The sequence below is a fragment of the Emcibacter sp. genome, from assembly GCF_963675455.1.
In the GTDB taxonomy this organism is placed as follows: Bacteria; Pseudomonadota; Alphaproteobacteria; order Sphingomonadales; family Emcibacteraceae; genus Emcibacter.
The window spans coordinates 132,485-145,705 of the sequence record NZ_OY776217.1 but is presented as its reverse complement, the minus strand read 5'-3'; the positions used below and the strand labels follow the sequence as shown (position 1 = coordinate 145,705).

12 protein-coding genes are annotated in these 13,221 nt (G+C 52.2%); 10 read left to right on the top strand and 2 right to left on the bottom strand.

Features of this window, described 5'->3' with window-relative positions; translation table 11 throughout:
* Position 1 precedes the first annotated feature (1 nt).
* Together ACORNT_RS00605 and ACORNT_RS00600 are read right to left on the bottom strand one after the other, a co-directional pair.
* The gene (locus ACORNT_RS00605) at positions 2 to 1,159 is read right to left on the bottom strand and encodes an acyl-CoA dehydrogenase family protein (RefSeq protein WP_321393892.1); all 1,158 of its coding nucleotides are present in this window, start codon (positions 1,157 to 1,159) and stop codon (positions 2 to 4) included.
* Positions 1,160 to 1,273: 114 nt separating this feature from the next.
* Entirely contained in the window at positions 1,274 to 1,741 is a 468-nt protein-coding gene (locus ACORNT_RS00600; protein WP_321393889.1) for a MaoC/PaaZ C-terminal domain-containing protein, read from the bottom strand.
* Positions 1,742 to 2,029: 288 nt separating this feature from the next.
* Here ACORNT_RS00600 and ACORNT_RS00595 point away from each other — a divergent pair, with 288 nt between their 5' ends.
* The 10 genes from ACORNT_RS00595 (at position 2,030) to ACORNT_RS00550 (ending at position 13,209) form a co-directional block, all read left to right on the top strand.
* A complete protein-coding gene (locus ACORNT_RS00595) occupies positions 2,030 to 3,766 on the top strand; it encodes an FAD-binding protein (protein ID WP_321393886.1) in 1,737 nt (578 codons plus the stop codon).
* Positions 3,767 to 3,788: 22 nt separating this feature from the next.
* Positions 3,789 to 4,865, top strand: a complete 1,077-nt coding sequence (locus tag ACORNT_RS00590) for a Rieske 2Fe-2S domain-containing protein (protein ID WP_321393883.1) — start codon at positions 3,789 to 3,791, stop codon at positions 4,863 to 4,865.
* Between the two features lie 36 nt (positions 4,866 to 4,901).
* Entirely contained in the window at positions 4,902 to 6,071 is a 1,170-nt protein-coding gene (locus tag ACORNT_RS00585) for a hypothetical protein (RefSeq protein ID WP_321393879.1), read from the top strand.
* Between the two features lie 9 nt (positions 6,072 to 6,080).
* The gene (locus ACORNT_RS00580) at positions 6,081 to 6,911 is read left to right on the top strand and encodes an alpha/beta fold hydrolase (protein WP_321393876.1); all 831 of its coding nucleotides are present in this window, start codon (positions 6,081 to 6,083) and stop codon (positions 6,909 to 6,911) included.
* Between the two features lie 44 nt (positions 6,912 to 6,955).
* Entirely contained in the window at positions 6,956 to 7,846 is an 891-nt protein-coding gene (locus ACORNT_RS00575) for a VOC family protein (RefSeq protein ID WP_321393873.1), read from the top strand.
* Positions 7,847 to 8,004: 158 nt separating this feature from the next.
* Positions 8,005 to 8,607 (top strand): TetR/AcrR family transcriptional regulator, encoded by a 603-nt coding sequence (locus tag ACORNT_RS00570; protein WP_321393870.1) that lies wholly within the window; start codon positions 8,005 to 8,007, stop codon positions 8,605 to 8,607.
* 287 nt (positions 8,608 to 8,894) lie between these two features.
* A complete protein-coding gene (locus tag ACORNT_RS00565; RefSeq protein WP_321393866.1) occupies positions 8,895 to 10,346 on the top strand; it encodes a 3-oxoacyl-[acyl-carrier-protein] synthase III C-terminal domain-containing protein in 1,452 nt (483 codons plus the stop codon).
* 3 nt (positions 10,347 to 10,349) lie between these two features.
* Positions 10,350 to 11,555, top strand: a complete 1,206-nt coding sequence (locus ACORNT_RS00560; RefSeq protein WP_321393862.1) for an acetyl-CoA acetyltransferase — start codon at positions 10,350 to 10,352, stop codon at positions 11,553 to 11,555.
* A 37-nt stretch (positions 11,556 to 11,592) separates the two neighbouring features.
* Positions 11,593 to 12,366 carry an SDR family NAD(P)-dependent oxidoreductase gene (locus tag ACORNT_RS00555; protein ID WP_321393859.1) on the top strand — a complete coding sequence of 258 codons (774 nt, stop codon included), beginning with the start codon at positions 11,593 to 11,595 and terminating at the stop codon, positions 12,364 to 12,366.
* A gap of 66 nt (positions 12,367 to 12,432) precedes the next feature.
* Positions 12,433 to 13,209, top strand: coding sequence for an enoyl-CoA hydratase/isomerase family protein (locus tag ACORNT_RS00550; RefSeq protein WP_321393856.1), 777 nt, complete (start codon positions 12,433 to 12,435; stop codon positions 13,207 to 13,209).
* Positions 13,210 to 13,221 lie beyond the last annotated feature (12 nt).

Genomic DNA, 13,221 nt, shown 5'->3' with positions numbered 1-13,221 from the left:
GTTAAAAACTCCTGGAAATAATTTCTTTCATGATCTCGTTGGTGCCGCCATAGATCATCTGTGCGCGGGCATCGGTCCAGGCGCGCGCAATGGGATATTCGAGCATGTAGCCGTAGCCACCATGCAACTGGACACATTCGTCGAGCACGCGGTTCTGGAGTTCGGTGCACCACCATTTGGCCATGGCGGAGGCTTCGGCGTTCAGGCCCTCCCCGGTGGCAAGTTCGATGCATTTGTCGATATAGACACGGGCGATCTGGGTTTTGGTTTTACACTCAGCGAGTTTGAACTTTGTATTCTGGAATTCCAGCAAACTTTTTCCAAACGCATTTCGCGTCTTGGTGTAGTCGACCGTATTTTCCAGGGCGATTTCACAGCCCGCAACAGCACGTATGGCGATCATCAATCGCTCCCAGGCCAGTTCCTGCATCAGATGGTTTAATCCCTTGCCGAGTTGTCCAAGGAGATTTTCTTTCGGTATGCGTACATCGTCGAAGAAGAGCTCAACCGCATCCTGTGACTTCTGACCAACTTTGTCGAGTGGAAGGCTCTTGGTGACGCCCTCCCGGTCCGCTTCAACCAGAAACAGGGACAAGCCGCTGGTTCCGTCGGGTTGATCGGTCCTGGCGGCCACGATAATGAGATCGCAAATATAGCCGTTGGTGATAAAGGTCTTGTTTCCGTTAATTACATACTCGTTGCCGATCGGGTTGGCCCGGGTAGCGATGGAACGCAGATCCGATCCGCCACGCGGTTCGGTCATGGCAAGCGCGCCGATAACCTCGCCGAGGGCCATTTTAGGCAACCAGTTTTGCTTCTGCTCTTCTGTGCCATAGCGTTCAATATAGCCGGCAACGATTTCTGAATGCATCACAAACCCGGGGCCTGCAGCGTTGGCTCGTTGCTGTTCCTCGATAAGCACGGCGCTGTATTTTCTGTCGGCCCCGGCACCACCATATTCAGGCGGCGTGGTAACGCACAAGAGGCCATGTTTTCCGGCTTTCAGCCAGACCTCGCGGTCGGGATGGTTTTGCTTGTTCCACTTGTCAAGGTTCGGAATGACTTCATCGTGCATGAAGCGGCGAACAGTGTTACGGAACATATCATGTTCGCTCGTAAATATCGTGCGCTCGATGGGGAGGAAATTTGCGTCACTCACTTAAGTCTCTCCTAACTCAGAATTATTCGGCCATATCCGGTGAAGCCTTACATTGTGAAGATTTACAGGGCGATCCGGTTCAGCTTAAACTCGTTTTAAGGGCCGGCTGCGGGGTTAAGACCGGTAGAAAAGTTTCCACGAAAGCACGAGGCAGGGATCGTCGTCACCGACGATGTGAACGGCAACACCCAGATCAATCATTGTTCCCCCCTTTTTTTCGGTAACTTTATCGATACGTGTCCTGCAATGGATTTGCGACCCGGCCAACACCGGTTTAATAAAGCGCAAATGCTCTATCCCATAGTTCAGGGCACTACTGTGGCCGACAATGTTGTAGCCGTCCGACCTGCAAAGCGCCGTAATAAAGGAAAGGACGAAGAAGCCATGAGCGATCGTGGTGCCAAACGGACTATCTGTTTCTGCGCGTTTTGCATCAACATGTATCCACTGCATGTCTTCGGTTAATTGTCCAAATGCCGAAATGCCTTCCTGTGAAATCAGGCATTGTTTGCCCCACGGTCCATATTCATCGGAAACGAGCGAGTTTAACTTGTCAATGTCGTCAAATCTGATGGAGTTCATGTGTTCCAATATTCCAGTTTCAGGCTTGTGAATTATGTGAAATAGGAAACTGACTGGACGGGATTGTCGGCCGTTTTTTAATTTCTTGTTTTCACGTTTGACGGGATTAGAACACTGGAGACCTTTCAACAAAAACTCGCTTTCGCCTGCCAAACACGAGTTTGAACTGAACCCGGTCAGGTCATATTTTTAGGACAGCCAAAACCAGAATGTAATTCGATGGTTACCGCGCAGTCTCAGTGCGATCGAAGCTGTTGACACTAACTAAACATTTGTTCGGACCAAACCATGCCGTTTTCTATGCACGACAAGAATATTGTGGACGATGTTGCCGAAGACCTGACCTATGATGTGATCATTGTTGGTTCAGGAGCCGCGGCGCTGATGTCGGCTTGTCGCTGCAGGGATCTGGGCGCAACTGTCCTGGTGCTGGAGAAAACGGACCGGATTGGCGGCACTTCCGCGACCTCCGGCGGGGGCATCTGGGTGCCGAATAATGCGCAGATGGCCGTTGCGGGCGTAGCGGATTGCGAAAAAGATGCTTTCGATTATCTCCGAAATGTCATTCCGGCAGACCAGATCAGTGATGCAACCATCCGGACTTACATCTCCTGGTCCTCGAAAATGATTGAATACCTTGGACAGATCGGTGTGCCCTACAGCCCGGTTAAAAAATATCCGGATTATTATCCTTCCCTGCCTGGCTGGAAGGAAGGGGGGCGGACAATGGATTGCGAGCCATTTGACGGGCGCAAGTTGGGTGACGACCTTTATCTCTTGCGCGAAATGCCCGGGGCGTCCAAGGCTTTTGGCAGGATCAATCTTTCTATAACCGAGGCCTCCAAAATTCAGGCCGTGGCAAAGGGCTGGCAAAAGATCGCGATGAAGGCCCTTATGCGTTATCTGACAGATGTCAAAGGCAGGCTGAAAGGGCGCCGGGATCGACGTCTCTGCATGGGCGAGGCGCTTGTCGGCAGACTGCTGCTTGCCGTTCGTAAACGTGAAATAGACTTTTTGCTGAACAGTCCGGTTACCGGGTTGATCAGGGAAGGAAGCAGGGTATGCGGCGTCGAAGTTGAGCGCCAAGACGGACAAATACAGCGTATCAAGTCACGCCGAGGCGTTATTGTCGCGGCCGGCGGGTTCGAGCACAGTGCGGGGATGCGCAAACAGTATCTTGCCAATCCCACACAGCCTGACTGGTCAGCAGGCAGCCCTGGCAACACCGGCGATCTGATCAACGCCGGACGCAAAATCGGTGCGGCAATCGGTCGTATGAATGAGGCTTGGTGGGCTCCGGTCGTCCGCTGGGGCGAGAAGACAATTGTCCTGTTTTTCGAAAAGTCCAAGCCGGGCCTGATTATCGTTGACCGTATGGGCCGGCGATTCATGAACGAGTCAATTACTTATAATTCATACGGCAAATGTATTTACGGTGAGGACTACACTCTGTCCCAACATGTTCCGGCCTATGTGATCTTCGATGGGCATTATCGTAAAAGATATATGTTTGCAGGTCTGTTGCAAGCCAGCATGTCGCCTGACTGGATGAACCGTAAAGCCTTTGGACCCGACGGCTTACTGCAAAAGGCGTCCACTTTGCGGGAACTCGCCACCAGGCTGGAAATTGATGTCGATGGTCTGGAAGCGACCGCCGTGGAAGTGGCGAGTTATGCCAAAACGGGAATCGACGAGAAATTCGGGCGCGGCAGTGACGAGCACGACCGAATGTATGGGGACGAACGCGTAAAGCCAAACCCCTGTCTCGGATCGATGGCGAAAGGACCGTTTTACGGCGCCAGACTATACCCGGGCGATATCGGTACAAAAGGCGGTCTCGTCATCAACGATCATGCGCAGGTGCTGGATGAAGGCGAGCAACCGATCGAAGGTCTCTATGCCGCCGGTAACAGCACTGCATCAATCATGGGGGACAAATACCCGGGGGCAGGCTGCACATTAGGGCCGGCGCTTACCATGGTCTTTCGCGCAAGCAACTCAATCATGCAATTCGACGCCGGTTAAAGGCAGTAAAAAAGGAATAATTATGGCAAAAACGAGCGAATATAAACTGGGTGAATTTGACTTTCCGCGCGGCTGGTTCATGGTCTGCGAGGCGTCGGAATTAGATGAGGGGCCCGTACCGCTGCGCTTTTTCGGAAAAGACTTTGCCCTGTTTCGCGGGGAGAGCGGACGGCTGATCTGCCTTGATGCGCATTGCAAGCATATGGGAGCGCATCTCGCGTCCTCATCGAGCGCGTCCATAGCCTCTCATGGAGAACAGATTGAAGGTGATGCGATCCGTTGCCCCTATCATGGATGGCGCTACAACCACAACGGTGAACTCGATGATATACCGGATTATGACGGCCCCTGTCCCAAGGCGGCGAACCTAAATACCTACCTTGTCAAAGATGTTATGGGATCAATCATGATGTGGCATGACCCCGAGGGCGGAGAGCCGGATTATGATCCCCCGCATTTACCCGAGTGGGATATGCCGAACTGGGTGAACGGTACTTATGACCACCTGGGCACTCTCAACACACATCCCCAGGAAATTCTTGACAATATGGCGGACTCCAACCATCTCGGGCCGACCCACGGCTCTCCCTGCGAATATTTCGAGAACGAGTTTAAGGGGCATGTCTATCGTCAGCTGCAGGGTGGCTTCCGGCGTGAATATGATGCCAGTCTGAGAACCGACACCTGGTACACCGGCCCGGGCCTTTTGATATCCCGACAGTCGATAGGAGACATTAACGGCATTGAGTTCATCTTCCACACGCCGGTCGAGGATGGGGTGACGCGGGTGTGGCACAACAATCTGTATAAAACAGCAACAGATACGCCGAGCGCAGAAGATGTCGCGGCAGCCAGGAAAATGCAGGACGAAGTTCTGGCAGCCTTTAGTCAGGATTTTGATATCTGGGCCAATAAAGTGCCAGCACTTCAAATCATGAGTCTGCCTATCGAGACGAACTTTCAGCGGGGCCGGGTTTGGTACCGGCAGTTTTACAACCCGCGAAGCCAGGCGGAAGAGTTCCATAAAAAGAACACGGGTCAGCACGTTCCAAAACACAAAGAGAAACCCAACCAGGCCGCTCGTGAAGTTGGAAGATGAGCACGTTGGCAGCTTAGTAACATCTGGGAGAATATCATGCATACCACTATTTCTGAAAAGACAAGCTTTCCTCGCGACAATGATTTCGATGTTGATCCCATTCTGGATCTGATCGAAAAGAACGGTCCGCTCGGACGCAAGGAGCGCAAGGTTCCTGTGGAATCTGTAGAAGCCCTTCGTGAGTCAGGATTTTTCCGGGCTTACCTTCCGAAGGAACTGGGCGGAACAGGCGCCACACCGCAGACGTGGCTGCGGTCGCTGATTAAACTGGCCGAACGCGACATGAGTACAGCCTGGATCAGCGGCGTTATCTCGGTACACGGTTTCCAGATTGCGTTGATGGATGCCCGCGCTCAAAATGAAGTTTATGGATCCAACCCTGATGTCCGGGTCAGCAGTTCATACAACCCCGTGGGCGCTAAGACCCAGGTCACTGATGACGGCGTACTGCTGAGTGGCCGCTGGGGCTGGAGTTCGGGCGGGGATCACTGCGAATGGGCGCTTCTTGGCACCATCGTCGAGGGCCGGCCACTGTTACAGACCATGCTTGTGCCGCGAACAGACTATATTGTCGAGGACACATGGCATGTAATGGGGTTGCAGGGAACCGGGTCCAACGACATTGTTATCGAGGAGCCGGTTCTTGTTCCAGAGTATCGCATTCATGCGCAGATGGATGGGTATAACTGCCTCAACGATCAAGCCGATCCTCTCTACTCAATGCCATGGGCGCAGATTTTTGCTGCGACCGTTGCGGCCCCATCAATCGGCGCTGCGCGCCACGCGCTTAATCTGTTTACCTCGAAGGCGGCCTCCAGCAGTACCGACCCCACCAAGCTGATGGGGGACCCCGATGTCCTGCGGCGTGTTGCCGAGGCAAAGTCACTGATTGAAAGAACCGAGAGTAATCTGCTGTCTAACTTCGATGCCATGATGAGCGCCATCAATGAAGGGCGGGAAATCCCGCTCGTCGACCGGGCGCGTTACCGCTATGAAACGGGATCGATTGCCACTCGGATGATGCAGGCGGTGGATATTCTCTTTGAAGTTGCTGGCGGCCGCAGCGTATTCAATGGCGCTGAAATCCAGGAAATCTGGCATGATATCCATATTACACGTGCTCATGTGGCGAACAATCCGGTGCCACTGGCACGGAACTACGGCAATCTGGTGCTCGGCGGTCAAAACCAGGATTATTTTCTCTGAGGTGAGCTTATGACACAAGATTTACTGCCACGGGGCAAAACCGTCGCTGTGGGGGGGCATCAACTCCACTATCTCAGTTATGGGGAAGGGGATGCTGTAGTGCTGCTGCACGGCAGCGGTCCCGGAGCGAGTGGTTATAGTAATTTCAAACAGAATATTGACGCCATTGTTGAAACTGGTCGTCGAGCGATAATTTTCGACATGGTCGGCTTCGGCTATTCAAGCAAGCCGACTGGTCTGGATTATACCACAGAACTGTTTGCCAGCACGATCACCGGAGCGCTGGCCGCGATCGGCGTGGAGCGCTGCGTGCTGGTCGGAAATTCACTGGGGGGGGCCGTAAGCATTCGCATCGCAATCGATACCCCGGACCTGGTTGACGGGTTGGTCTTGATGGCACCGGGAGGAATCGAGACTTCCGAAGTCTATTATAACATGCCGGGGATCAAGAGCATGATTGCGGGGTTCGTCGGCGGAACGCTGGACTTCGATGGCCTTCGGGGGCTACTTGAAATGCTTGTTCAGGACACGGCCTTTATTGATGATCAACTGGTGACTGAACGACTTGCTATCCTTAAGACGCAGCCTGTTGAGGTTCTTTCCCGGCTGGTGGTCGCCAATATGGAACATGAGCTTGACAAGCTGCAATGTCCGATTGCCGGTTTCTGGGGCCAGAATGATCGCTTTACGCCAGTCTCGGGTTTCAACAAGTTCATAACTGCCAGCCCGAATTGTGTGTTTACGATTATTTCTAACTGCGGCCATTGGGTGATGGTTGAACGTGCGGCTATGTTTAACAATCATCTCCAGCAATTTCTCAATTCGCTCCCGCAAAGATAACGGGATAAGCACGCCCTCAAGCCATAAAAAATGAAAGTCATATCATGATGAAAATCTCAAACCTCGGCTATTTGGTCATCTCCTCGCAAGACCCTGAAAGCTGGCGCACATTCGGACTGGATGTGATCGGAGCGATGGAAGCAACAGTTCCTGGTGCGGAAGTTGCCCTGAAAATTGATGAACACCCGTATCGTTTCATAATCGAAAGCGGCGATGTCGACCAGCTGACCGCAATCGGCTGGGAAATGGCGACCCGTACTGATTTCGAGGCACTTCGGGAACATCTCCAATCAAAGGGCTTGAGGATTCGCAACGGGGCTGCCGAAGAGGCTGAGAAGCGGTTCGTGACAGATTTTTTTGCGACCGAAGACCCGAGCGGAAATCCGCTTGAATTCTATTATGGTCGAACCGGATGCGGGGAGCCTTTTGTCTCACCTATCGGTGTGCCCGGATTTGTGACCGGTGAGATGGGACTGGGGCATCTGGTTGTCCCTGCCTCTGGTGGCCTGGATGAAACACACTCATTCTACACGTCCGTATTAGGGTTTGGGGACAGCGATAACCTGACAATTTCTTTCCCTCCCGAAGATATGCCTGATGTTCTTGTCCGCTTTATGCATGTGGAAAACCCGCGACATCACAGCCTCGCACTGACCACCCTGCCGTCGCCCACCGGCATTGTGCATGTCATGCTGGAGATGGAAGACCTGGATAATGTCGGTCATTGCCTGGACCGGGTCATGGCAAACGGTATGAGCTTGATGGCTTCCCTGGGCCGTCACTGCAATGACAATATGCTGTCCTTTTATGTCAACGGTCCCGCAAATATTCCTGTTGAAATTGGTTGTGACGGCTTGCAGCTGGACTGGCGGACCTTCGAGCCGACCACCAGTACAGTACCGGATATCTGGGGACACGCTTATAATTTAGGCTAAGCCGATGTAGTTGCAATATAAGTTAGCTACTGGGCTTTAGGGCCGGATGCATGACGTGCGCCTTAAAATGACGATGGAATTTATTGCAATATAGTTAGCAGGAGATACCATAGTGCAATGACTTACGAGGATGCTAAACAATAGAGAGAGGTGACCTGTTGCGACGTAAAAAACCTGTACAAAACCGTTCCAGGTTCACCTCCGATGTTATTTTGGAGGCCGCTCAGATCATCCTTCTTACGGAAGGCTATGAAAGAGCGACTACCAACTATATTGCGGAGAAAGCAGGTGTGAGTATTGGTACTCTGTACCAATATTTCGCCAACAAGGATTCCATTATATCGGCGTTGATTGAACAGACGGTTTCAAAAGTTTCGAATGGTGTGAAAGAAGTGTTGCGGGAGTCGATGGGATTGCCGCTAAAAGTTGCCAGTAAAAATGTGTATACATTCTTGCTACATAACCTGCGGGAAAACAAAGAACTTTTCTATACGTTTCCAAAGCTTTCTCCCGACCTGATTGAACTGACTAAAAACCTCTCCATTGAAAAATTCACGCATCTCACAAATAAGGCTCTGCTGGAACAGAATGAAAGCGAAATTACCACCGGTGATATCGAAAAGTCTCTGATTGTTCTTGAGGTCGCGATTCTTGCAAATTTAAGACGCTATATCATGGAAAATCCAGCCGGCATGACGGATGACGAATTCATTGAATCAATGTCGCGGTTATCTACTTCCTACCTGAAATATGAAATGTAATGCGCTCGGTTCCCGCAGAAGCTCCCCGGCCCGCAGGTCGCCGAAATTAGTAATTTTCCTTAGCTGAAAAATGACGCTACCCCGCCCTGGTTGGCGGGGTTCCGTTTATGCATAATATGCTGACGTCCCGGCTCTCCGGGCCGAAACGAGTTTTATGTGAGCGCTCCAGTTTGTAGGTCTTGAGGGAAGCGCATCTGCTGATGTCGCAACGGTTCACATCATGTTGAGGCACCCCTCCAGGCTGTCCTCCACAAGAGCTGACAAACAAGAAACCTGTGGAGTAACGAATGTCGGAAATAGGTATTACTTCTATCGCGGCTTATCTTCCCAGATTGCGGCTGGCGCGCAAAGCAATCGCCGACGCAAACAAATGGGCAAACCCTGCGCTAGTCTCTCAGGGTAAAGGGCACCGCACTTCCTGCACACCTGATGAAGACAGCCTGACGATGGCAGTAGAAGCCAGCCGTACCTGTCTTTCCGGAGCCAAAGGCTTTGAGGCAACAACAGTTCATTTTGCCAGCACGACCTCTCCTTTCAAAGATCGCGCGAATTCGGTGCTTTTGAGCGAAGCAGTTGCCATGCCCTCAGATATTCGCTGCGCGGATTTTTCCGGTTTTCTTGGTGCGGGGGTCACGGCCCTGATCGACGCTCTGTGTAATGACCGTCCAACATTGATCGCTGCGGCCGACAAGCGGGCGGCAAAGCCGGGCTCGCCTTTGGAAATGGCGTTGGGCCATGGTGCCGCGGCTGTTACAACTGGCAGCGAAAACATAATTGCCCGCTTGATAGCGGATCACACCACGGTAGAAGATTTTGTCGACCATTATCGATCTTCCGGAGCTGATTTTGATTACATTCAGGAAGAACGGTGGGTGCGGGATGAAGGACAGGTGAAGATCGCTTTGCCTGCGATCAGCAAGCTATTGGCCAAAGCCGGTTATGACGGTTGCGACGTGCATCGGTTCGCCATTGCCGGTGTGAAGCCCGCTATAGCGCGCCAGATCGCCACGGCCTGCGGAATTCCAGAGGACCGGCTAACCGATACACTTGATTCCGATTGCGGCAACATCGGCACCGCCCATGCACTTCTGCTGCTGAGCCATGCGATCGAGCAGGCTGGCCCGAATGAACGAATACTCCTGGTTAATGTCGCACAGGGCGCACAGTGTATACTTTTTGAAACGACCGACGCAATTACACAGTGGACGCCCCCCAAACCGATCAGTGCCCAACTGGAAAACGGTTCCGTGGATCACAATTACAATCGTTTTCTATCATTTAACGATCAGCTTGATATGGATTGGGGCGTTCGGGCAGAGCGCGACAATCGCACCTCCCTGTCAGCCTTTAACCGCCACCGTAAAACCGTCACGAGTTTCATCGGCGGGGAATGTACAGAATGCGGAACAAGGCAGTTTCCCAAGGGGCAGGCCTGCGTCAATCCTGAATGCCGGAGCTTCGACACCCTGGTCGAGCATCCGTTCCAAAATAAAACAGGAAAGGTCAAGTCGTTCACTGAAGACTGGCTTGCCATCTCTGCCAATCCTCCTTTGATGTATGGCAATGTCGCCTTCGAAGACGGCGGCGTCATCATGATGGAGTTCACCGACTTCGAACCAGGGGAATTAAAGGTCGGTCAACCTGTTCGCTTTGTCTTCCGTATCAAGGACAAAGACCCAAAGCGCAATTTCTGCCGCTATTTCTGGAAAGCGGCCCCGACAAATATTGTAAAGGCGTGACACATGGCTGAAGGTATCAAAGACAAAGTTGTTATTTTGGGTATGGGGTGTTCGCGTTTTGGCGAACGGTGGGATTGCAGCGCCGAAGATCTGCTCGCGGAAGCATTTAAGGAAGCGATCGCTGACGCCGGCATCGATCGGGATCAGGTTGAGGCCAGCTGGTTCGGGGTTGCAATGGAAGAGCAGAACCTCGGTAAATCTGGTCTGTCGCTTTCGCAAACACTGCGCTTGCCAAACATTCCAGTGACAAGGGTGGAAAATCTTTGTGCGACCGGGTCGGAAGCCCTGCGCGGAGCGGTTTACGCCGTTGCATCGGGCGCGGTCGATATAGCGATGGCGATTGGCGTCGAAAAACTGAAGGACACTGGATATGCCGGCCTGCCAGAACGCAGCAAGGGCACCTTCAATGAATTGTGGCAACCAAGCGCAACGGCACCGGGATCATTCGCCCAGTTCGCCAGCGCCTACACAGAACGCCACAATGTCGATATCGATACACTAAAGGAAGCAATGGCCCATGTCTCGTGGAAGAGCCACGAGAATGGTTCAAAAAACCCGAAGGCCCATTTGCGCCGTCGCCTGTCTAAGGAAGCAATCCTCAATGCGCCTATGGTGGCCTATCCCCTGGGCCTCTTTGATTGCTGCGGTGTGAGTGACGGGTCGGCCTGCGCCATCGTTACGTCACCGGAAATGGCCCGGAAGCTTGGACGGACCGGCGATCTTGTTAGTGTTAAATCGGTACAGGTAGCTGTCAGCAACGGGGCTGAAATGTCTCATAATTCATGGGACGGCAGCTACGCACTTACCACGCGTGTCGCCTCCCAAAGAGCTTACAAAGAAGCTGGTATAAAGGACCCTCTGACCGAGCTTGACCTTGTCGAGGTGCATGATTGTTTCTCGATCACGGAGCTGGTGACCATGGAAGATCTGGGTTTATCAAAGCCGGGCGAAGGATATCGCGACGTTCTGGCCGGCAAATTCGATGCCGGCGGGGAAGTCTCCAGCAACATCGATGGCGGATTGAAGTGTTTCGGTCATCCGATCGGCGCCTCAGGACTTCGCATGGTTTACGAGTGCTACAATCAGTTGCTGAATCGCGCCGGAGACCGTCAGCTAAACCGCCCCGGTAAAGCACTTACCCATAACCTGGGTGGTTTTCCAAATTTCAATGTGTGCAGCATTTCAGTGTTTGGTCTGTTCGGCAGCTGAACGTTTTATTCCTTCACAAAACAAAAAGAGTTCCATCATGAAAAATCCAGCATCGCTTGAAAACAAGGTCGTCATCGTTACCGGGGCTGCCCAGGGAATTGGCAAGGCACTGGCCGATCAGGCAATCCTGATGGGGGCACGCCTCGCTGCAGTCGATGTTAACGAAGCGGCCCTTGAAACTAGTTTTGGCGAATATGCCCCTGATTTGGTCAAGGTATTCCCAGGTGACATTACAGACCAGAGTTTTGTTTCCAGCGTTGTCGAGGGAACAGTAAACTCTTTTGGAGATGTTAACGGGTTGGTGAACAACGCAGGAATTGTTCGCGCTGAAATGATCATGGATATGAGCATTGAACAATGGCAAGCGGTAATTGACGTAAACCTGACAGGAGCTTTTCTCTGTATGCAAGCTGTTGGGCGCCATATGGTCGAGATGGCAAAGAAAGGCAGTGCCAATCCTGGTTCTATCGTAAATATTTCATCTGTTGCCGGACGGCGCGGAACCATTGGGCAGATCAACTACGGCGCCGCAAAAGCCGGTGTTCTGGGCTTGACGATGAGCGCCGCGCGAGAGTGGGGGCGCTACAATATCAATGTAAACAGCGCCTGTTATGGTTTGGTTGAAACAGTCATGACGGAGACGATCCGGCAGGAAAAATACCGCGATAAATATCTCCAGTCGATCCCGCTAAATCGATTTTCCACCCCTGAGGATATCGCGCCCGCCACATGTTTTCTGCTGTCCGATGCGGCTTCCTACATTACTGGTCAGCATATCGGCATTGATGGAGGGTTCCATATTTCATCCTAGTAAGCAGGATTGAGGCCGGGTGAAGGACCTCCTTGAGTCAATGAGGAAAAAATGACGGACTTCTCTATGGAAAACAAAAAAGAACCTGTCACGGGTCTCGAACTGGGCGTATCGGACAATGTGCTGACCGTCAGACTTGATCGTGAAAAGAAACGCAACTCAATAACTTACGACATGTATGATGCGATCACCGAAGCGCTCAGGATGGCGGAAGCTGAAGATGAGATACGCGCTGTACTCTTTACAGCCAGTGGATCTATATTTACTGCCGGTCACGATGTCGGCGGGTTTTCCAGGGGGCTTGATCTGGCTTATGATGAAAAACCTTCATACAGCTTCATGCAGACGCTCTCACGCTTTCCAAAGCCGGTAGTGGCTGCAGTCAATGGTGATGCTGTAGGTATCGGGGCAACACTGCTGCTGCATTGTGACCTCGTCTATGCGGTCCCTGACTGCAGGATTATCTTTCCATTTATCAAAATGGGCCTGGTTCCTGAATTCGCATCCACCTATTTCCTGCCCCGTCTCCTTGGGTACAAAAAGGCGATGTCGCTTTTTCTCCGTGAGGGCGGGTGCAGTGCGGAGCAGGCACTGGAATGGGGGATATTTAACGAACTCGTGCCTTCCGCCCGGCTACAGGATTATGTTGCGGATGTATTAAAGGGGCTTGTGAAGCTTTCTCCTGATGCCGTCATGCAGACAAAGCAACTGGCAAAAATGACGACACAGGAACCGGTTCAGGCGACCATTGCTGAAGAGGCCCGGGTTTTTCATGAACTCCTTGGATCCGATTTCGTACTCGGTCGACTTGAAACGATACAACAAAAGATATCAGGCAAATAGACCGGTTACGAA

What these genes read in the sequence shown, in the direction of transcription:
- ACORNT_RS00590 (WP_321393883.1), top strand. Translation starts at nt 3,789, where the DNA reads ATGGCAAAAACGAGCGAATATAAACTGGGTGAATTTGACTTTCCGCGC.
- ACORNT_RS00580 (WP_321393876.1), top strand. Translation starts at nt 6,081, where the DNA reads ATGACACAAGATTTACTGCCACGGGGCAAAACCGTCGCTGTGGGGGGG.
- ACORNT_RS00600 (WP_321393889.1), bottom strand. Translation starts at nt 1,741, where the DNA reads ATGAACTCCATCAGATTTGACGACATTGACAAGTTAAACTCGCTCGTT.
- ACORNT_RS00550 (WP_321393856.1), top strand. Translation starts at nt 12,433, where the DNA reads ATGGAAAACAAAAAAGAACCTGTCACGGGTCTCGAACTGGGCGTATCG.
- ACORNT_RS00555 (WP_321393859.1), top strand. Translation starts at nt 11,593, where the DNA reads ATGAAAAATCCAGCATCGCTTGAAAACAAGGTCGTCATCGTTACCGGG.
- ACORNT_RS00565 (WP_321393866.1), top strand. Translation starts at nt 8,895, where the DNA reads ATGTCGGAAATAGGTATTACTTCTATCGCGGCTTATCTTCCCAGATTG.
- ACORNT_RS00560 (WP_321393862.1), top strand. Translation starts at nt 10,350, where the DNA reads ATGGCTGAAGGTATCAAAGACAAAGTTGTTATTTTGGGTATGGGGTGT.
- ACORNT_RS00595 (WP_321393886.1), top strand. Translation starts at nt 2,030, where the DNA reads ATGCCGTTTTCTATGCACGACAAGAATATTGTGGACGATGTTGCCGAA.
- ACORNT_RS00575 (WP_321393873.1), top strand. Translation starts at nt 6,956, where the DNA reads ATGATGAAAATCTCAAACCTCGGCTATTTGGTCATCTCCTCGCAAGAC.
- ACORNT_RS00585 (WP_321393879.1), top strand. Translation starts at nt 4,902, where the DNA reads ATGCATACCACTATTTCTGAAAAGACAAGCTTTCCTCGCGACAATGAT.